The organism is Spirochaeta lutea (assembly GCF_000758165.1).
In the GTDB taxonomy this organism is placed as follows: domain Bacteria; phylum Spirochaetota; class Spirochaetia; order DSM-27196; family Salinispiraceae; genus Spirochaeta_D; species Spirochaeta_D lutea.
Map to the genome: position 1 here is coordinate 15,761 of NZ_JNUP01000031.1, position 19,528 is coordinate 35,288.

General features: G+C 53.0%; 17 protein-coding genes. 6 read left to right on the top strand and 11 right to left on the bottom strand.

Annotated elements, in window-relative coordinates; genetic code table 11:
- Window positions 1-80: 80 nt before the first annotated feature.
- The 8 genes from aroE to DC28_RS04105 all read right to left on the bottom strand — a co-directional run bounded on the left by aroE (window position 81) and on the right by DC28_RS04105 (window position 9,142).
- Complete coding sequence (aroE, locus tag DC28_RS04070; protein WP_037546231.1) at window positions 81-1,637, bottom strand: shikimate dehydrogenase; 1,557 nt, start codon at window positions 1,635-1,637, stop codon at window positions 81-83.
- Window positions 1,637-2,155, bottom strand: a complete 519-nt coding sequence (locus tag DC28_RS04075) for a hypothetical protein (protein ID WP_156104569.1) — start codon at window positions 2,153-2,155, stop codon at window positions 1,637-1,639. The genes aroE and DC28_RS04075 overlap by 1 nt, the downstream gene beginning before the upstream one ends.
- Window positions 2,156-2,316: 161 nt before the next feature.
- A complete protein-coding gene (locus tag DC28_RS04080; protein WP_081941915.1) occupies window positions 2,317-3,960 on the bottom strand; it encodes a putative bifunctional diguanylate cyclase/phosphodiesterase in 1,644 nt (547 codons plus the stop codon).
- A 153-nt stretch (window positions 3,961-4,113) separates the two neighbouring features.
- A complete protein-coding gene (locus DC28_RS04085) occupies window positions 4,114-5,865 on the bottom strand; it encodes an NADH-dependent [FeFe] hydrogenase, group A6 (protein WP_037546235.1) in 1,752 nt (583 codons plus the stop codon).
- Between the two features lie 18 nt (window positions 5,866-5,883).
- On the bottom strand, window positions 5,884-7,671 hold the full coding sequence (locus DC28_RS04090; RefSeq protein WP_037546236.1) for an NADH-quinone oxidoreductase subunit NuoF: 1,788 nt from the start codon (window positions 7,669-7,671) through the stop codon (window positions 5,884-5,886).
- Window positions 7,672-7,687: 16 nt separating this feature from the next.
- Window positions 7,688-8,080 carry a (2Fe-2S) ferredoxin domain-containing protein gene (locus tag DC28_RS04095; RefSeq protein WP_037546238.1) on the bottom strand — a complete coding sequence of 131 codons (393 nt, stop codon included), beginning with the start codon at window positions 8,078-8,080 and terminating at the stop codon, window positions 7,688-7,690.
- Window positions 8,073-8,618 carry an ATP-binding protein gene (locus tag DC28_RS04100; RefSeq protein WP_037546239.1) on the bottom strand — a complete coding sequence of 182 codons (546 nt, stop codon included), beginning with the start codon at window positions 8,616-8,618 and terminating at the stop codon, window positions 8,073-8,075. Before DC28_RS04100 ends, DC28_RS04095 begins: the two co-directional genes overlap by 8 nt.
- Window positions 8,619-8,650: 32 nt before the next feature.
- Complete coding sequence (locus DC28_RS04105; RefSeq protein ID WP_037546241.1) at window positions 8,651-9,142, bottom strand: NADH-quinone oxidoreductase subunit NuoE family protein; 492 nt, start codon at window positions 9,140-9,142, stop codon at window positions 8,651-8,653.
- A 220-nt stretch (window positions 9,143-9,362) separates the two neighbouring features.
- On the opposite strand from DC28_RS04105, the gene DC28_RS04110 reads away from it, so the two are divergent.
- The 6 genes from DC28_RS04110 (at window position 9,363) to DC28_RS04135 (ending at window position 13,073) form a co-directional block, all read left to right on the top strand.
- Window positions 9,363-10,040, top strand: a complete 678-nt coding sequence (locus tag DC28_RS04110; protein ID WP_037546242.1) for a redox-sensing transcriptional repressor Rex — start codon at window positions 9,363-9,365, stop codon at window positions 10,038-10,040.
- Complete coding sequence (locus DC28_RS04115; RefSeq protein ID WP_037546244.1) at window positions 10,037-10,393, top strand: hypothetical protein; 357 nt, start codon at window positions 10,037-10,039, stop codon at window positions 10,391-10,393. Before DC28_RS04110 ends, DC28_RS04115 begins: the two co-directional genes overlap by 4 nt.
- A complete protein-coding gene (locus DC28_RS04120) occupies window positions 10,390-11,322 on the top strand; it encodes a CBS domain-containing protein (protein WP_052078435.1) in 933 nt (310 codons plus the stop codon). Before DC28_RS04115 ends, DC28_RS04120 begins: the two co-directional genes overlap by 4 nt.
- A gap of 30 nt (window positions 11,323-11,352) precedes the next feature.
- On the top strand, window positions 11,353-11,688 hold the full coding sequence (locus DC28_RS04125; protein WP_037546245.1) for a hypothetical protein: 336 nt from the start codon (window positions 11,353-11,355) through the stop codon (window positions 11,686-11,688).
- A 9-nt stretch (window positions 11,689-11,697) separates the two neighbouring features.
- On the top strand, window positions 11,698-12,459 hold the full coding sequence (locus DC28_RS04130) for a PHP domain-containing protein (protein ID WP_052078436.1): 762 nt from the start codon (window positions 11,698-11,700) through the stop codon (window positions 12,457-12,459).
- Window positions 12,460-12,524: 65 nt separating this feature from the next.
- On the top strand, window positions 12,525-13,073 hold the full coding sequence (locus tag DC28_RS04135) for a hypothetical protein (protein ID WP_037546247.1): 549 nt from the start codon (window positions 12,525-12,527) through the stop codon (window positions 13,071-13,073).
- A 180-nt stretch (window positions 13,074-13,253) separates the two neighbouring features.
- On the opposite strand, the gene DC28_RS16675 is transcribed toward DC28_RS04135, so the two are convergent.
- The 3 genes from DC28_RS16675 to DC28_RS04150 form a co-directional block, all read right to left on the bottom strand.
- Entirely contained in the window at window positions 13,254-15,986 is a 2,733-nt protein-coding gene (locus DC28_RS16675) for a DNA translocase FtsK (protein ID WP_037546248.1), read from the bottom strand.
- A gap of 195 nt (window positions 15,987-16,181) precedes the next feature.
- Window positions 16,182-16,979: an undecaprenyl-diphosphate phosphatase gene (locus DC28_RS04145; protein WP_037546251.1), complete on the bottom strand. Its 798-nt coding sequence runs from the start codon at window positions 16,977-16,979 to the stop codon at window positions 16,182-16,184.
- A 42-nt stretch (window positions 16,980-17,021) separates the two neighbouring features.
- Window positions 17,022-19,526: a flagellar assembly lytic transglycosylase gene (locus DC28_RS04150; protein ID WP_037546252.1), complete on the bottom strand. Its 2,505-nt coding sequence runs from the start codon at window positions 19,524-19,526 to the stop codon at window positions 17,022-17,024.
- Window positions 19,527-19,528: the final 2 nt, after the last annotated feature.

Genomic DNA, 19,528 nt, shown 5'->3' on the forward strand with positions numbered 1-19,528 from the left:
GCACCCGACCCGTGGGTGGACTTATAGATTGCTCCCCTTTATCTGGTGCTGTTTACAACCTTTTGCGCACCATGGTCCGGTTACCGGTTTCCGGATAGCTGATTCATGAACAACCGGGATTGTATCGCTGCTTGGCCTATGAACATGGGCCAGCCGTTGATAACCTCACACCCCGCCTTCTCCGCCCGCTGCAGAAACCGCGTTTTCGCCGGGGAATAGATGATGTCATAGACCACCTGGCCTTTCCTGAAGGCATATCCCGGAAGAGGATCTTCGTTGATCCGGGGACTCATGCCAAGGGATGTGGTTTGCACCACCAACTGAGCCTCAAGGCCTTCGGGCTCGTCGGTAATCGCTAATTCAGTCCCCCTTGGGACATATGCCTTGAGGGTCTTAACCAGCTCTTCAGCTCGCCGGCGGGTTCGATTCACTATATGCACCGAGATCCCCCGGGTAACCAGGGCATACACACAGGCCCGGGCTGCTCCCCCGGCCCCCACAACCAGGGCAGACCCTACATTCCGGTCAAGGCGCGAGGCGATGGGGGCCAAGAACCCTGGGGCATCGGTATTGGTTCCCCGCCACCCCCGGGGTTCCCGCAGGATGGTATTACAGGCGCCGATGGCTTGTACGCTCTCATCCATGGAATCAAGATAGGGGAATATGGTCTGCTTATGGGGAACGGTTACCGACAATCCGCGGATAGTCAGGGTTTCAGCCAGGATAAAAAAATCCTCCAGATCGTTCACCAGGAAGGGTAGGTACACCCCGGGAATACCATGCTCCCTGAATTGCCGGTTATGGTACTCCGGTGACTTACTATGACCGATAGGACTCCCGATAATTCCGAACACATCCTCGGAACCCCTTAACCCGGAGAACCCGTACACAGACTCCAGTTCATGAGGATCTATTTGCCCCGGGGCTGCAGCCTCCCCTCCGGCTACCACCGGTGATGCAAAACTCAGGGAACTGCCAATCCGGGCGGATAGAACTCGGGTCGAAAACCCCTCCTCCCCCATCCCGAGGAGGATGTAGGGACAGGATACCCCTCCGGTACCCAGCAGCCTTCCTGCCTGGAAAATTTCTGCGGTATCCGCCAGGTTTTTTGGCATTACCGCAGCCTTCACCATAAGCCGGTCTACCCCCATCTCCCGGGTTGCTGTCTCCAGGGTGGTCATACGGGCAACCAAATCACCGGGCACCCCGGAAAAATCATGAAAACTCCGAATTATTCCTAACCCGAAGGATGCTGCGCGGGATATACAAGCTTCCATTTTTGACAAAAGAGGACTCCAATCCTCGATGTCGATCCAAATTCTCTGGATGGGAATCTCACGATTTGATGTTCCAAGTAAGGCAATAACCTCGCCCAGGACCTTCAGCCGAGCTTTTTCATCCTCATCGGGCCACTGCCCGCCGTCCCGGCGGGCGCGGATGGTGAGAATTACTTCCAGCTCAGTGTTGGCAAAGATCCATCCTAGGAGGGTCTCAAGACCATTCAGGGTCTTCCAGAAATCCAGCCTGACCTCTACCACCTGGCTGACAGACCTGGTTTGTTCAATTAATTTCTGTGCTGCTCCGGCGTTATCCGCCGTCACACAGGTACATAGCTTAGATGCTCCAGGACCTTCCATTAAAACTCACTCCTATATACATAGGCATCTTCCAACCCCTGCTCACCAAAGAGTAACCGTAACCGTATGGGAAAGCCGCGCTCCGCCAGGCGGTACAGAAGTTCATCCTCTGCCTGAAACACCGGCTCCCCCAAGGTAGTCCTTACACTAGCAAGGTCCTGACCCATACGTACCCCGAAAATAGGATCGGGATGGCGGTGATCAAAACGCACCTGCCAGACCCGATCATTATTCCAGTAGATATAGCTGAAATCATTGTAAAAAAAGACAATATCATCCTGCCAGGGCTCGTCTCCACGCTGAACATACATCCTAAGGGGCATACCGTACTGTTCAAAGACCTGAAACAGCACCATCCCCAGGGCGTCCGCTTCTTGGCCGTTAATCACAGCCTGGGCCGTCCCGGAGAACCCCGAACCGATTGCCCCGTATACCAAAACCCCAAGGATGAACCCACCCAGCCGGGCGGTCGGATGAGTCCGTTTTATTCTTTTTTCTCCGGGAAATAAGCCTACCATGTGCATTCTACGTGTATCCCTCTCGGGGTGCCAGGCCCCGTATGCAATCATCTATTCGAACACCGACTCTTGGGCATACTGGTGACACCCATCGTCCCAGGCTATCCCGCTTCCCCAGGGCCCTTCAAGGGCCCGATCCATGGAATCCGGGAACCCGGCGCTTAGGAAAGGGGAAGCACCCCGCCGGTAGAGAGATAACTCTGAAACGTATCAGCGTCTACCGGGGGCGAGAAGTAGTACCCCTGAATATACTCTGCCCCCTCCGCCTCTAAGAAATCGAGTTGTGGTTTATACTCTACCCCTTCCGCGATGGTCTCAATCTTCAGACTATGGGCTAAAGAAATAATGGCCCGCACAATCTCCTGGTTGTCTTGGCTGGAGACCACATCATCAATAAAGGATTTATCAATCTTGAGGGTATTTACCGGAAGTTTCCTCAGGTAATTCAGGGAGCTGTAGCCGGTTCCAAAATCATCAATACTTAACCTGATGCCGGCATTTCTCAGGGCGGACATTTTTTCAATGGATTCATTGGGATTACTCATAATAGTCCCCTCCGTCAGCTCCAGCTTGATATGCCTTCCCCCCAGACCGTTAGCCTTCAGGATATTTAACACCGAGTCTACCAGATCCTTCTGACTAAATTGAACGGGGCTCAGGTTTACCGATAGGTACAAATCCTCCATTCCTTCCTTGATCCACCGGGAAAGCTGCCGACATGCCTGATACAGGATCCACCGGCCAATAAGCCGAATAGACCCGTTCGCCTCAGCAATGGGTATGAAGAGCCCCGGACTGACATCCCCGAGATTTGGATGGCGCCAACGCACCAGAACCTCTGCCCCTACAATCTTGCCGGAGATTCGACAAAAGGGCTGAAACACAAGATGAAACTGATCAAAGCCGCCCTGAATAGCATTATGCAGTTCAGTCTCAACCTGACGACGGTAGCGGAATTTACGCCCGATTTCATCAGTATACAGCCGATAGCGTTTCCCGTTATGCTCAGCCTCGTTTAGCGCTACCTCAAGGTTTATTAAAAGGGATTCTGATGTCTCTCCATCGTCGGGGTACAGTGTCGCAGCTCCCAAAGCACTGAATCGAATATCCTCCGCGGGGGGATCGTGAGGCTGGGCCACCGCCTGAATCAAGGACTCTAAAAGTTTCTCCACGCGTTTTGCTGAAGGCGCCTGGGGATAGAGGATATAAAACTCATCAAGTCGGTCAGATTGATACAAACAACCCTGGTCCAATTTCATCTTCAGCCGCAGGGTACTCTTGTACAATAGGGCCTTTGTCCGGTCTCTGCTGTTTTTTATCCGTCCGTAGGCATCATCCAGCCGGATGACCATGAGACAAAATCTCTGGGGTACCAAATCCGATAGCTCAAACTCGCCAGCGCATCCCGATGCGTCGCTGAGCTTGAGTTGTTCCGGAATTTGCTCGTCATGATAATGAGGCCCATCCGCATCAATTCCGGTATCCTGAATTTCTCTGGTGATCTCGCTGAGAATCTCCCGGCTATCTTCGGAGGGAAGCGACTCTGCCGATGGGTCCTCCGCATGGGTTCCCGATCCAGTCAACATATCAAGATCCTGTAATAAGTACCGGTAGATGGGTAGACCGGTATCAGGATGTACCTTCAGAAGGTTTTCCGCCTCGTGACGCCTCCGGCGTTCCCTGCGGACCATCTCCTGAAGTTTCCGGTAATTCGGTAGTATTCTCCTCAGCAGCAGCTCTAAGCGCTGGGCACGTTGTTGAGGGTCGGTGGGCAATACTGTGGTTGACGATTCTTCCTTGGGCATAGAGTACCTAAATGCAATTCTACTCTATTAGGATGCTAATAACAATTGAGGTTCTGTAAAACCCCCGCATTACCCTGCCCTGCCGGGCGCACCGATAAAAAAAAAGCCGCCGGAAGCAATGTCCCGGCGGCTTGTTGGCTGCTATTGCAACCTCTATCGCTGATATATAGGCCTATCCACATACTTGGTATGAAGTAGTTCATGAGCCTTATGGCTCCCTGGCTTTTCCAGGAACTCATCATACAAGGCCTTGATGTAGGGGTTCTGATGACTACATCGAATCTTCTGACCCTCATCATCTTTGTAGATACCGGCAATACGTTTTTTCCGGCGCTCGTCTGTGGCACCGTAGGGCTGTCCCCCTCCAGCTATACACCCGCCGCGGCAGGCCATAACCTCAATGAAGTGGAATGGCACCTCTTCACCGGCCTTCTGAGCTGCCTGAATCTGCTTGAGAACCGTCTCAATATTGCCCATCTGATGGGCCACGGCAACCTTGACCTTCGTTCCTTTGATGTCAATCTCCGCCGCCTTGATGCCCTCAAGGCCCCGAACCTGTTCGAACTCAACAGTGCCGAGCTCCTCTCCGGTCACCATGTTGTAGGCAGTCCGCAGGGCGGCTTCCATCACTCCACCGGTTGCACCGAAGATAGTCCCGGCTCCGGAGTACATTCCCAGGGGATTATCGGGCTCTTCATCCGACAGGTTAAGAAAATCGATCCCCGCCTGCTTGATCATCCTGCTAAATTCCCGGGTGGTTATCGAGACATCGAGGTCCTGCTGACCGGTGCTGAACATGTGCTCATCCCTGGTGATCTCATACTTCTTTGAGGTGCAGGGCATGATGGATATGGAGAAAATATCCTTAGGATCAATACCCTTCTTCTGGGCGTAGTAGGTCTTGATCATGGAAGCCATCATCATCTGGGGGCTTTTTGCCGTAGAGAAGTGGGGAATCATATCTCCAAAGTACTTCTCCAGGTAATCCACCCAACTTGGACAACAGCTGGTAATCAGGGGCAGCTCCTCACCCTTTGTAAAGCGGTGAACAAATTCCGTAGCCTCCTCCATAATGGTCAAGTCGGCTGCAAAATTCGTATCAAAAATGGCATCAAATCCTAGACGCCGCAGGGCTGCATAGATTTTTCCCGTTACAATAGTACCGGGCTCAAGACCGAAGGCCTCACCCAAGGCTACCCGAACGGCAGGGGCTATCTGAACAACCACATGTTTCTTCGGATCCTGAAGGGCATTCCAGACCTTTTTAGTATCGTCCTTCTCGTATATTGCACCCACAGGACAATGGGCGGAGCACTGACCGCATTTGATACAGGGGGTATCAGCGAGTTCTATGTCACCGGCGCCTGCGATCCGCGTTTGATCACCCCGGCCGATAAATTCCAGTGCCCAAACATCTTGCATACCCTGACATACCTTGGCACAGCGGCCGCAGAGTACACATTTCTCCGGGTCAAGCACGATGGATGGGGTTGAGTCATCCACAGGCAGTTGACGAACATCCTTCTCGTAGGGCTGCTCCCGGATACCGAACTCAGCAGCAAGACGCTGTAGCTCACAGTTCCCGTTCCGGGGGCAGTACAGACAGTCATCGGGATGATTCGAAAGAATCAGCTCCACAACGCTCCTTCGGACCTCAACGATCTCCGGGTCGTGGGTGATGACATTCTGCCCCTCCATTATGGGAGTAGCGCAGGCTCGTACGAGCTTAGGACTCCCCTCAATTTTAACCACACAAATCCCGCAAGCCGCCCAGGCCGGCAGGTCGGGGTGGTAACAGAGCACAGGGATTTTTACACCCATTTTTTCCGCGGCCGCAAGGATACTGGTCCCTTGGTCCACGGTCAGCTCATTTCCGTTTATTTTCACCGTTATTTGCTTAGCCATGATTATTCCTCCAGAAATCTACTTGCGCAAAATCGCGTCAAACTTACATGCGTTAAAGCACTCACCACACTTGATGCACTTATCTTGATCAATGAAGTGGGGTTGACGCTTTTCACCGCTGATACAGCTGACCGGGCACTTCCGAGCACAGAGTCCGCAGCCAATACACTTATCCTCTATGACGGTGTACCGTACCAAGTCGGTACAAACCCCGGCGGGACAATTCTTGTCTTCAATATGTGCCCTGTATTCATCTGCAAAATAGTGCATGGAAGAAAGGGCAGGGTTCGGAGCCGTCTGGCCCAATCCGCAAAGACTGGCGCGCTTCATGGCGTGGCCGATGCTCTGAATCTTCTCCAGATCTTCGGCAGTTCCCTTACCTTTGGAAATCTTGTCCAGGATATTGTAGAGCTTGCGCCCGCCGATCCGGCAGGGGGCACATTTCCCACAACTCTCCTCAACGGTGAACTCCAGGTAGAACTTGGCCACATCAACAATACAATCATCTTCATCCATGACGATCATACCGCCTGAACCCATAATGGACCCAAGTTCCTGAAGGTGTTCAAAATCGATGGGAACATCAATGTTATCCGCGGTGATCACACCACCGGACGGTCCTCCGGTTTGAACGGCCTTGAACTTCCTTCCGTTGGGGATTCCACCGCCAATATTGTAGACAATATCCCGGAGGGGAGTTCCCATGGGAACCTCAACCAGACCTGAGTTATTGATTTTACCCGTCAGGGCAAATACCTTGGTTCCCTTACTGGACTCGGTACCGATGCCTGCAAACCACTCCCCGCCCTTGGTCAGAATTACGGGGATATTCGCCCAGGTCTCAACATTGTTGATAACCGTAGGTTTGTCCCACAACCCCTTGGTTGCCGGGAAGGGAGGCCGCGGCTTCGGCATTCCCCGCTCACCCTCAATAGATGCCAACAATGCCGTCTCTTCACCACATACAAAGGCGCCTGCACCCAGCCGAATTTCGATATCAAAGCTAAATTCACTTCCGAGAATGGAATCCCCGAGAAGCCCCAGCTCTCTCGCCTGAGCGATAGCGATTTTTAGGCGGTTAATCGCCAAGGGATATTCGGCCCGAATATAAATAAATCCCTTGCTTGCACCAACGGTGTACCCTGCGATTGCCATGGCCTCCAAAACCGAATGGGGATCGCCTTCCAGAACTGAACGGTCCATATAAGCACCGGGGTCGCCCTCGTCAGCATTACATACCACGTATTTCTGGTCCGCATCCTCCACTTGTTTGGTAAACAACCATTTCCGCCAGGTCGGGAATCCCGCACCACCCCGGCCCCGGAGGCCCGATGTTTTCAGTTCCTCGATAACATCATCGGGGGACATGGAGAACAGAGCCTTTTCCAGGGCTGCATAGCCATCCCGGGCGATGTACTCGTTAATATCCTCAGGATTAATAAATCCGCAGTTGCGCAACACAACCCGCACCTGCTTCTGGTAGAAACTTATATTCTCAATTCCGGCGTTTTCTTTCCCTGCCTCACGGTATTGTAACCGAGAAACCGGCCGTCCTTTTACAATATGCTCCCCGATAATCTCTTCTGCGTCCTCGGGTTTAACCTCAACGTAGAAACTTTCCTCGGGAAGAACCTTCACTATGGGTCCCTTCTCACAGAACCCGAAACAGCCGGTTTTTACAATTTGGACATCCTTTTCAATGTTATGTCCCTCGGCTGCCGCCTTTAAATTTTTATAGATTTTGTCAGCGTTACTCGACTCACAGCCGGTTCCGCCGCAAACCAGAATGTAATGGTTAAAAGCCATGGTATCCTCCGTTCGCTTAGTCCTGGACAATGTCCCGAGCCGGCCGGTCAAACACATGTTCGTTCAGTAGTTCCTTACCGATGATGTGCTGCTCAATGATCTGTTCTGCTACCTTAGGATCGACCTTCCCGTAGATAATGTCGGGCATCCCGGGCATTCTCACCTCGACAACCGGTTCAGCATGGTCCAATCCAATACTTCCAGCCTGGCGAAGACTCACCTGGGTAAGATTTCTCTCCCGTAACAAATCGGTAAAAGCCTTTAAGGTCTGTTTTGCACCAGCGGCTATCCCGCTGGTACCCATTCCGATAATAATCTGAATGGTCTTGTTTTCTGTGTCTCTAATTTCCAGGGCCTGCTTGTTTTCTTCCCGTAGTTTTCGCAGTGCCTCAAGATTTAACTTAGCCATCTATTTCCTCCTGTGATTTGAAAAACGCCTCTGCCAGTCCCAAGGCTTCTGGATCATCCATACCGCCCAGTGCCTCATGCAGTTCCCTCCGGCTAACCCGGTAGGCTACTCCCCTGGTGCTATTGCTCCGGTGAAGAACGAACTCATGATCCCCGGGAAAGCTCATCATCTGAACCATGGTAAAGACCAGATCTCCCATGGGAGGGGTATCAATATTCGCCAGATTAAACCGAAACCGAACCGTCGTACCCACTCCGGGGGTGCTGTCTAGGGAAAATTCCCCACCGGTGGAATCAAGGAGCTGAACCAAAAAGGGAAGGCCTAGGCCAAGGGACCGCCCGGGATGCTTTTGCCCATCGCTGTAAAAGGGGTTCATGGCCTGACGAATTACCTCTTCAGCCATGCCTTTTCCGTTATCAGCAACGCAGCAATCCAAGCAATCCTCCTCCTGATCCAACCGAAGTTCGATTTGGCCCGCCCCGCTCTCTACGGCATTTTGGAAGATGTCCATTAAGAAGTCGCATAGTTCGTAGTGCATGGGTAGACCGGCAATAGGGTGCTAACCGGAACCTAAGAAGCAGTAGACCGGTGCTTGGCAAGAATCTCGGCAAGTTGATCGGTTTTAACCTTACCGTACACCTCACCGTTAACGGTAAGAACCGGAGCCAAGCCACAGCATCCGACGCAGCGCACCGATTCAATTGAGAACTCACCATCGTCGGTGGTGCAGTTCACACCGATTCCCAGCAGATTCTCGAGCTCTGAGATAAGATCTCCGCCACCCTTCAAATAACAGGCGGTTCCCATACAGACCTGAACCTGATTGCGGCCGGGTTTTTCCAGCTTGAAGAAATGATAGAAGGTAATGACCCCATAGATTTTTGCCAGGGGTACGTCAATCATTTTGGCCAGCTTTTTCGCGATTTCCCGGGGAATAAATCCGTACTCCTGCTGAGTCCGGTGAAGGATCATAATGAGATTCCCAGGTTTATCCTTCCATTCCTCGACAAACTGCTTAAGTCCGTCAGTTACTTTCAACTCTTCCGTCGTTACCTCAGGCATGAGCCCTCCTTAGATTTGAAGGGCCCCATCTGGTACATGAAGCCCTTACAGTGGTCGTGGTTTTTGGTACAATTTCATTCTACTTGCTCTCTTTATTAGTGACAAGTTCTTTCAAATAAAAGTGTGTAAGTTTATTAAAAAAACTTGTAGCAATATTTAATTCCAGATAGTATTGTATTAAGTATAGGCAAGTTGATATATTGTGAAAAAAGGTACAATAATGGGGCAAGGATTAAATAAGAGTTTGGTACTGCGTTTGGTGCGGTATTTGCGTGTTCTGAAGAAGCTGAAGAGCCTCGGAATCGTTAATGTGTTCTCCAACAACCTGGGAGATGCCGTCGGGGTTACTCCTGCGGTGGTCCGGAAGGACTTTTCACTGATTAATATCCAGGGCAATAAGCGGGGTGGCTACAATATTGATACCCTCATGGCTGAGCTTGGAAATATTCTGGGAAAACAGGAAGGACAGGATGTGATCATCGTGGGATGCGGGCGTATCGGAACCGCATTGATGAATTACAAGGAATTCGACAAGGAAGGAATCCGTGTGGTAGCCGGATTTGATTCCGATCCGGTCAAACAAAACACAGAATTAGCCATCCCTATCTATCCCATCGAAACCATGCGGGAGTACGTCAAAGAACGAGGCATCGAGGTAGGAATCTTGGCTGTGCCGGAGAGCGCAGCAAACCGGGTGTTCGACGAAATGGTAGGCGCCGGCATACGGGGCTTTTTAAACTTTACCAGTGTGGAGCTGAAGTGCGAGGGAAAATGTGAGCGTACATCCTGCCCCAGAAACTGCACCGTCCACAATGTTAACATCGGGCTGGAACTGGAGAACCTTTTCTACCTGATAAACATGGATAAAATTAAAGAAACCTCCCAGGAGAATGCATGACCTACCAAACCATTCTCCGCAGCCTTGAGGCGGAGCTACATAACACCTGTACCACCTACCAGGAAGCTGATATTACAAACTTCGTTGCCAGCGATCTGATGAGCGACGTCCTGGTGGTGGAAGACGAGGAGTTTCTGTTGATCACCTCCTTGAGCACCGAGCAAGCCGTCCGCACCGCAGATATTGTGGGAGCCAGAGGAATTCTCCTGGTGAATGGAAAACGTCCCCAGCCCGGAATGCTCACCCTGGCCAAGGAGCTGAACAAAACCCTCATCACCACCCCTTATCGGATGTTCAAGACATGTACAATCCTCGGTGATATCCTGGCCAAAGAAGGGCATCCCGTACAATGACCCCGGATAACAGCGGCTTTCGTATTCTCGGAGACAATACCCCGAGTTTTATCATCGAACTCATGTACCGTATGAAGGTTCGGGATGTTATGAGTCGACGGTTAATCACCGCCGGTAAACAGGACCCCCTGGAACACCTTCAAAACCTCATGCGGCAAAACCAGATTACCGGCATACCCGTGGTGGATGGCAAACGACTTTTGGGCATCATCAGCATGGATGATATTATCCACGCCCTGGAAGAGAATTGTATGCACTGCCCCGCTGAAAGCCGCATGACCCGGAACGTGATCGTCCTGGAAGATGACATGCCCCTGAGTTTTGCGATTTCCTACATGGAAAAATACCATTTCGGCCGGTTTCCGGTACTCACAAAAACCGGGGAGCTGGCGGGAATCCTGACCAGCCGGGATATTATTGTGCATTTACTCCTTGCCATGAATAAAGAATTGGAAGCTATGGAAAAAAACCTGGTAACCCGGGAAAACTACGAAGAGGGCGGAACCCTGTTCCGTGAATACACCACCCGAAAATTTGACTTCGAGAATGCCGGCAAGGCATCCACGGAAATAAAAAAGGTACTCACCGACCGGGGCCTCGGCCCCAAATTAGCCCGGCGGGTAGCAGTGGCAAGCTACGAATTGGAAATGAACCAGGTCGTACATTCCCTGGGGGGAACCATCAGCTTCACCCTTACCAAAGACTGGGTAGAGATCCTCGCCCGGGACCAGGGTCCCGGAATTGAAGATGTAGAAGCAGCCCTCACCGAGGGGTGGTCAACCGCCAACGAATGGGTGCGCTCCCTGGGGTTCGGCGCCGGAATGGGCCTTCCTAATACCAAACGAGTGAGTGATGAGTTTTCCATCAGCTCCTCCCCGAACGGAACCCGGGTACAAACCCGGTTTTTTATAAAACAAACCCAGGAGTAGCCTGGGGTAATTGCCCATAGGGAGTACTACATGACCGTAGAAAAAGCAGCCAAGGAACTCAATCTTGAAGAAGTTCTCACCCCGCCGGAACATACTGAGCTTCAGGGAGGCTATACCAGCGATCTTCTGAGCGACGTGATGGGGAATGCCTCGGAGGGCGAGGCCCTGATCACCATCCAGGCCCATAAAAACACCGTGGCCGTCGCCACTCTGGTGGGATCTCCCGCCATAATCATCTGTAACGCCAGGCAAATTCCCGAAGACATGATCCAGGCGGCCGCCCAAGAAAACATTGCACTGTACCGCACCGAGGAAAACCAGTTCACCGTCTCGGGAAAACTCTTCCGTCTTCTCAACAGCAAGTAAGGACCCGCCATGCCCGAAGGCCTGCCAACCCGAGAAACCACGCTGCTCGCCGATCTCCATATCCACTCCTGTCTAAGCCCCTGCGCGGATATCGATGTAAGCCCGGCGACCCTTGCCCGCCGGGGTGCGGAGCTCGGCCTCAATATGATGGCCCTGACGGATCACAATTCATCCCTGAACTGCCCTGCCTTTGCACTCTGCTGCGAACGCTGGGGCATTATCCCGGTATTCGGCATGGAGCTTACTACCGCCGAGGAGGTGCATCTTCTCTGTCTATTTGGGGATTTGAACGCCAGCATGGAATTCCACCACCGGGTTCACCGGAGCTTTCCACACATTCCTCTCAACGAAGATATGTGGAATCCCCAGTACGTGGTGGACGATCAGGAAAATGTCATTGACCAGGTACCCTACCTATTAACATCGGCAAGCACCCTGAGTCTGACCGAAGCAGTTCAGCAGGTACATTCCCTGGATGGGTTGGCGATTCCCGCCCACATCGATCGGTCCAGCTTTTCCCTATACAGTCAATTGGGCTTCATGACCAACGACCCTTTTGACGGCGTAGAAATCACCCTAACCCCAGATGAAAGCGAATTACGAATCTCCCGGGGTTCCATGCCCTGCATTGCCGATTCAGACTGCCACCAGCTTTCCGACCTCGCCCAACGCCATACCCGGCTGTCCTCAGTAACCGGGGATTTCTCAGGACTGCAGCAGGCATTGAAAAACCGGCTGACCTCCCCGGTGTTTACCTATCCCGGGGGATGATTTCAGTAGCCTATCTCCAGAGAACCTTGCTATACTACGAAGAACCGAGGAAGAAGGAGCACTGTATGAAAAAACGCGCCGTACTAATGCTTCTCAGCATCCTGGTGCTCGGAGCAGCCGGGGCTGAGAGTGTATCCCTTCGCGCAGCCACTGGGGCGGTTTTGGGCACCGGTGATGTTTTCCGCGGTCTTGGCATTGAGCTGCACGGACAGTACAATGTTTTAGGCACCGGAATACACCTTGGAATCTGGTCAAACATTCATGCAGACTTCTGGACGGAACAAATTGCCATTCCCCTGGGACTGACCCTGGGATTCGGAAAAAATGTGTACATTCTCGCCGGTACCACCCTGGGGAGCACCCCGGTTTTCGATCTCCTCAAGTCCCCGGAAACGGTGGTCACGGATATCCTCAATACCTACGGCTTAGGCGTGCACCTTCCCCTTCTCCCTCTGGGGGATTCCATGGTTTTCGGCAGCCTGAATGAAATAGTATTTACCCTTCCACGCCTGAATCCCGATGACCAGGATACAGTAAACCCCTTCGCATCCCTGGAGGCCTTCGCCATGGGATTAAAGGGGTATGTCATGGTTAGTTTTGAGATAAGTCACTAGACAGGTTTCGGGCCAGCCCCGTGGGACTCCCAAAACCCGCCCGCGGTTTTCGGAGGATCTTAGTGCGGAAAAGGTTGTAACTTTAGGCCTCCGCGACACTATCCCTGGGTTAGCTTTCGGAACGTGCCGCCATATCTGGTGCAGTTTACAACCTTTTGCGCACTATGAAAGGAGTATACCCTAGATAACCCGTTCCGGGCTCCGGAGGATCTCCCGGGGTTTCGAGCCGTTCTGCGGTCCAACAATACCCATGTCCTCTAGCATCTCAACCATCCGTGCCGCCCGGTTGTAACCGACCTTCAAACGCCGCTGGAGATAGCTGGCCGAGGCCTTCCCCGCAGTGGTAACGACCTCGATAGCCTTCTCCATCAAGGGATCCTCCAGATCATCCTGGTAGAATGGCTCGTCCTCATCCTCAATAAAAATTTCCTCATCGATGTAGTCCGGCTCACCGAGGGTTCGCACATGTTCTACCACCCGCTCCACCTCCTCCTCCGAGAGGAAGGCACCCTGCATCCGGAAGGGGAAGGGATCCCAGGCGCTGGTAAAGAGCATATCCCCTCTGCCCAGGAGTTTTTCCGCCCCCTGCGCATCTAAGATGATTCGGCTGTCCACCTTACTTGCCACCATAAAGGCAATCCTGCTGGGAATATTGGCCTTGATGAGCCCGGTAATAACATCCGTACTGGGACGCTGGGTAGCTAATACCAGGTGAATTCCCACCGCCCGGCTCATGGCTGCCAGCCGCGCAAGGGTTGATTCTAACTCCTTCCCCGTAGTTGCCATCAAATCCGCAAACTCGTCCACAACCACCACAATATACGGCAACGGTGTGGTAGCAATATTCTTCGCCTTTATCTTCTTGTTGTAGCTGCGGATGTCCCGTACGGCCATCGCATCCAAAAGGCTGTATCTCCGCTCCATTTCATAAAGGCACCACTGCAGGGCTTGAAAGGCCTTTTTGGGATCGGTGATAACAGGGGTTAGGAGATGGGGAATATCGTTGTAGAACTTCAATTCAACAATCTTCGGATCAATGAGCACCATCTTGACCTCTTCGGGACTACGCCGGTAAAGCACTGAGCAGATCAGACTGTTTACACAGACGGACTTACCGCTCCCCGTTGCACCGGCAATCAGGAGATGGGGAGTCTTGGCCAGATCAACAATCTGGGCATCCCCGGTGATATCCTTGCCCAGGGCCACTGGAATTTCATGCCGGGGGTCATTGAACTGGGGATCCTGAAGCAGTTCCGCAAAGCTGACCAGGTGACGGTTCTTGTTTGGAATCTCTATTCCCACAGCGTGTTTCCCCGGTATGGGTGCAACGATCCGAACGCTTTGGGCAGCCAGGCGCAGGGCGATGTTATCCGCTAAATTAACAATCCTGGTAAGCTTCACTCCGGGCGCAGGGAGAATCTCGAACATGGTGATGACCGGCCCCTTACGGATCCCCGTCACATCCGCTTGGATCCCGAATTCTTGGAGGGTGGTCCTCAAAACCTCAGCAGCATCGGTGGTTCCCTTATCAATTCGCCAATAATCGCCATTCTCACGGATATCTAAAATTCCACGGATGGGTACATCATAGGGGCCGGTAAATTTTGCCGGTTCCACCGGGGGCAATACGGATTCATCCACGGGCTCATCCCCAACGGAATCTCCGGATTCCTCAAGAATCAGATCCTCCTCACCTTCATCCATTTCAACGATTATTTCATCCGAATCCTGGGGTTCCTCCGGTTCAACAACCACCCCATCCTCAGGCTCCTCCTGAAAATCTTCCAGGATCCAGCTTCTTTGGGATTGTTCAGCATCATCATCCAGGGGGTCTGTGGAGATTCTTCCCCGGGTAAAAAACACCTGGAGTGGCTCCTCCTCCCCGGAGGATTCACGGTCCGTTTCTTCCACCTCTCCCGATGGGTGAATATTAGCCTGGGTTACAGCATGGGATTCCGGTTCTCGGGTGTATTCATCCGGCGAACCGGGCTCTTCCAAACCGGCATCCAATAAAAAGTCGTAGGCGTCATCCACAGATTCGAGGAATGGCGGATCATGTTCTTCGGTGTTTTCCACGTCTCCGTCCTGGTTCAGATCCTCAGGCGATAGAGCTTCAGCAGCTTCCATCTTTGCTTCAAAATCCTGCTCTGTCGCAGAATCAATTACCGGGTCCGGCCCACCTACTGCATCTGACACGGGAGCAGGCTGCTCCAGACGATCCATCTCTTCCCCGGATTCCCCGGATTCCCCGGATTCCCCGGATTCCTCGGAATCACCGTAGAACCAACTATCCTGGCGCATCAGGGATGCCTCCCGGGGATCAACCTCGGGTAACCCTTCAATATCCTGATGAAGATCCCCAGTATGCTCGGAGCGGTCGTCATACTGAGAGGGTTTATGGAGTTTCTCGTCTCGACTGGGAAAATCAACCAGGGAACCACTCCCCCTCTTCCGACGTTGATACCATCCCCCGCTATTAACCATCATGAGCATAGAAATGGCGGTAAGAAGACCGAATACCGCTGCAGCTCCCTCCCTGGACATTGCGTCGGCCGCAAACCGGGTTACAGGACTGAGCCGGTAGGTTTCAGAAAAAAGTATCCGCAGGGTAACCGCCAAGGAAAGCGACGGAACAATGCCTGCCAGAGAACCGAACCAGAGACCATGGGGAAATATGCTTTGTCCGGCACACCAGGCTTGTACAAATAAAAAAATGGGAATATAGGCGGCTGCCCAATGAACAGCCTCAAAGAGCCCCTTCATGGGCCACCCGATAAGCCGGAGAAGGTACGGCCCCGGGTTATCGGGATATACCATGTCGTAAATCCCCGCAGCCACCAGTGAAACGGCAGTAATTCCGGCTAATCCATAAAGAAGTATTGATAGTGCAACATTTTGACCCTGGTTCTTCACAACTGCCTCCGGCCTCATTATCGGACGAAGGGGTCCGCATAATTAGACCGGGGTCAGTTTTTTTCTCCGGTGTTAGGGTCTACACAGCCCCCAGAGAACTAAACAACCTACCCTTCCGGGCCATCGACCCTGCCCCCTCGAGGCAGTTCATCAAAATCCACACCCCATCCGGAGGGCTGTGCATGGTGGTTCGCATTAGGAAAGAAATAGTAACCCAGAAATACCCAGGGGAATCAGGTACAGGGCAAACCAGCCGAGTTTTCCCGCCCGTACAACCTTCATGAGGAGTACCAGAGAAACAAGCCCCACAAGAAAACTCGATATCGACCCTGCAACCAAGGGCGCCAGTGCTACCTGTGAACCTAACTCAGCCGCATCCTTCAGGGTCAATACCAATGCCCCAAGGATGGCGGGTATGGATAGTAAAAAACTGAATTCACCGGCAGTTTGCCGGTCCATCCCCCGGAATAGTCCTGCGGAAATGGTAATTCCCGCCCGGCTGATTCCCGGAAACACCCCCAACCCCTGGGCAATACCGCATACTACCCCATCAATCCAGGTCAGCTCCCCGTAGCTTTTTTCTCCTCCGAACCGTTGGGACACCAGAAGAATCCCGGCAGTCACCAAAAACAACACAGAAACCACCGGTATCGCAAAGCCCTCGGCAAAATCCTTCACCGCAAAGCCGATGCCGGCTGTAATAGCGGTCGCAATCACTAGGATTCCTGCAGCGCGAACCTGGCCAAAATCCTCTTCATCGCCCCGCCGTCTTACCCACCGGTACATACCCGTTACCATTCGGCCGATCCGGGCTCTAAACACAAGGAGCACAGCCACCAGGCTTGCACCGTGGAGCAGCACATCAAACAGCAAGCCGATATCCTGCAGCCCCATGGTGTGCTTAAGAACAGCCAGGTGTCCGGAACTTGAAACCGGTAGGAACTCAGTAACCCCCTGAAGAGCCCCGAGTAATACCGCCTGTAATACACTCATAATTATGATTCCTTTCTATTCACATACTCTGCCGGTTTCCGGCTACATTTCTCCATAAACGGTTCCTAGATCAAATAACTGCTCGAGAAAGTTCCGGTCCGGATCTTCTTGGTACTGGAGTTCATAGTAGAAGGTCGCAGTAATAATCCGTCGAATGTATCCCCTGGTCTCCTGAAAGGGTACCCGTTCGGCCCAAAGCGGCCCCCGGGAAATCTCCCAGGCTGCATACCAGTCCCTGGCCCGGCCATAGCCGGCATTATATCCCGTCAATACAGGAATCCAACCGGGAAGTCGCCGGGCGAGGTACTGGAGATAGAAAAAGGAGATTCTCATGTTGGTTTCAGGATCGTTGAGGTCTATATCTCCGAATTCAAGTCCCATTCGTCCCGCCATTTCCCGGGCGGTGGCAGGCATGAGCTGACCCAACCCCATGGCGCCCACCCAAGAGGTAGCTGCAGCATCAAACAGGCTTTCACTGCGAATCAGCCCCCAGAAAAGACTCTCCAGGCCGGTGGTTCCGACTATTTCAGAAACTATCTCACGGTAAGCCCGGGGGAAAACAGCCATCAGAAACTCAGTTTCCAGAACCGAACCTGGCTCAGCCGCCTTCAGCCCCTCCTGTGAGACCCGGATAGCTGCAGGATACCGACCCCGGTCGAGCAGCCACTCACTCACCTCTCGGAGCAATTCCAGTCCACCGGAAACCCGGCCCACCTCAGCCGGCCACCGGGGCACCACACTGCTACCGTACTCGGTTCCCCGGAGTACCCGGTTTAGTGTCAGGTTGTTTTCTAAAAATGATTTAAGGGCCTCGGATGAAAATACCTGGTGAGCCAATCGTTCTTCAATACCCGGCACATCGCTCCGGAACTCCCCAAGTCCGGATTCATCGCTCCCAGCCTCACCCCCTGCCTGAAGACTATCCCGATACCATGCGGTCAGCTCGGAGCGTCCCAACGCACCATCCTGCAAACCGGCCCTGTTTGTGAGAATCCGATAGTAGATTGACCGGGAATTACCCTGGATTTGACGGATCCTATCAGAGATCACCCGCTCATCACCCTCGGTAAACCCCGGCACACTACCCTCAGCAACTCCGGCCTGCAAGGCAAGCGAAAGCTGGCCCCGGACCAACCAAGACAGATGGTCCCAAGAATCCTTGAGCAACAAGAACAGATTATTCCAATCAGACTGTTCTATGGATGCCGCAACGTAGGGCTCCAGCAGATCTTCGAAATACTCAGGGTCGTGAACATGACCGAGCATCCGCACTACTCCTGCATGGGTATCCGAACGTCCCTGCTGTAATAGCGATCGAAGAGCCCACCAAAGAAGTCGCTGAGCAGTCAAGCCTGTTCGGTTAGGCAGGCCCTCGAATCCCCGCAAAAAAACCCTTTGGGCATTCTCATACCTCCGGTCGTTATAAGCGGCCCTGCCCGCGAACTCTAACAGCAAAGCCACCTGCTGGGCATCCAATCCGCTGATCTCCGCCAGGCTCTCAAAGCCTCGGCTTCGCTGGGCCATGGTTGTGCCAAATCCCGCCACAGGTACCTGGTCATCGGATCTCAGCAGAAACTCCGCGAAAATCTGACGGTCGCCATGGGTAATGACTACTTCCGGATCCATATCCTGCCGGGAGAGTATCCGGGCCTTCACATCCTCCGGAAGGGCGGTTATTCTCTGTTCAATACCCTGGCGCGTCCCAGGGGAAAGCCCTTGGATTTTCCACACGAGCAGGGGCGCCCAATCCCCAAGAAATGCCAGTAATGCCCTGGTTTCAGGGTGATGTTCCTGACCCCGGATCCGTGCAAGAAGCAGCCCCAGCACATCTCCATGGCCGTTTCTCGGCGAGACCCTGGTTACGTATCCGCCGATGGCCTGGGTTAACTCCTCATAGTCCTGGGATACCATGGCCGCAAGCCGGGCCCAGTAGTACCAGTAGCTGTCATGAACCGCCTCCCGGGGCAACCCAAGGCTTTTCATGGTTGCCATGACCCGGGTAATCTCTTCAAAGGCTGCCACAGACCGGTCCTGGGCGATCAGAGCCTCCAAGCGGTGGGCTGTGTACCAGGGGAAGAGCAGGATTACACCCGTATCAAGGGTTTCCGAATCCGAGAGGTTTAAGGCCGGAGCGGTTTCCAGGATGTCTTCGTACCGGCCTTCGGCTAAAAACCCCCGTAAGAGCCTCTCCATGCTGCGCCAATACCACACCTGTCCCGGTCCTGCCGAGAGTTCTGTCCGGTATAATTGTTCTACTACAGTGCCCGCAGCCGAGATATCGTAACCCCGATCGACGATCTCCTCCCCGGGGAGAGCAGCGATCATTTCTGCGGATTCAAATCCGGCTCCGGGTGAAATGCGGAGGATGTCCCCGGCCCGGAAGCTTCCGGTTTCTTCTGCCTGGAGAAGGACCTCCAACAATCCTATGGAATCCTCCTCCCGTATCAAGGAGAGTATACGATCAGAATCCACCCCAAAGATGGAACCCGTCGAACAGGAGAACAGAGAAACAAGAAGCGAGAACAAGAGAAGAAGGATCCGTATCATGG

Excerpts from the sequence above, each read along its gene's own strand:
- aroE (WP_037546231.1), bottom strand. The coding sequence starts at position 1,637 with ATGGAAGGTCCTGGAGCATCTAAGCTATGTACCTGTGTGACGGCGGAT.
- DC28_RS04075 (WP_156104569.1), bottom strand. The coding sequence starts at position 2,155 with ATGGTAGGCTTATTTCCCGGAGAAAAAAGAATAAAACGGACTCATCCG.
- DC28_RS04080 (WP_081941915.1), bottom strand. The coding sequence starts at position 3,960 with ATGCCCAAGGAAGAATCGTCAACCACAGTATTGCCCACCGACCCTCAA.
- DC28_RS04085 (WP_037546235.1), bottom strand. The coding sequence starts at position 5,865 with ATGGCTAAGCAAATAACGGTGAAAATAAACGGAAATGAGCTGACCGTG.
- DC28_RS04090 (WP_037546236.1), bottom strand. The coding sequence starts at position 7,671 with ATGGCTTTTAACCATTACATTCTGGTTTGCGGCGGAACCGGCTGTGAG.
- DC28_RS04095 (WP_037546238.1), bottom strand. The coding sequence starts at position 8,080 with ATGGCTAAGTTAAATCTTGAGGCACTGCGAAAACTACGGGAAGAAAAC.
- DC28_RS04100 (WP_037546239.1), bottom strand. The coding sequence starts at position 8,618 with ATGCACTACGAACTATGCGACTTCTTAATGGACATCTTCCAAAATGCC.
- DC28_RS04105 (WP_037546241.1), bottom strand. The coding sequence starts at position 9,142 with ATGCCTGAGGTAACGACGGAAGAGTTGAAAGTAACTGACGGACTTAAG.
- DC28_RS04110 (WP_037546242.1), top strand. The coding sequence starts at position 9,363 with ATGGGGCAAGGATTAAATAAGAGTTTGGTACTGCGTTTGGTGCGGTAT.
- DC28_RS04115 (WP_037546244.1), top strand. The coding sequence starts at position 10,037 with ATGACCTACCAAACCATTCTCCGCAGCCTTGAGGCGGAGCTACATAAC.
- DC28_RS04120 (WP_052078435.1), top strand. The coding sequence starts at position 10,390 with ATGACCCCGGATAACAGCGGCTTTCGTATTCTCGGAGACAATACCCCG.
- DC28_RS04125 (WP_037546245.1), top strand. The coding sequence starts at position 11,353 with ATGACCGTAGAAAAAGCAGCCAAGGAACTCAATCTTGAAGAAGTTCTC.
- DC28_RS04130 (WP_052078436.1), top strand. The coding sequence starts at position 11,698 with ATGCCCGAAGGCCTGCCAACCCGAGAAACCACGCTGCTCGCCGATCTC.
- DC28_RS04135 (WP_037546247.1), top strand. The coding sequence starts at position 12,525 with ATGAAAAAACGCGCCGTACTAATGCTTCTCAGCATCCTGGTGCTCGGA.
- DC28_RS04145 (WP_037546251.1), bottom strand. The coding sequence starts at position 16,979 with ATGAGTGTATTACAGGCGGTATTACTCGGGGCTCTTCAGGGGGTTACT.
- DC28_RS04150 (WP_037546252.1), bottom strand. The coding sequence starts at position 19,526 with ATGATACGGATCCTTCTTCTCTTGTTCTCGCTTCTTGTTTCTCTGTTC.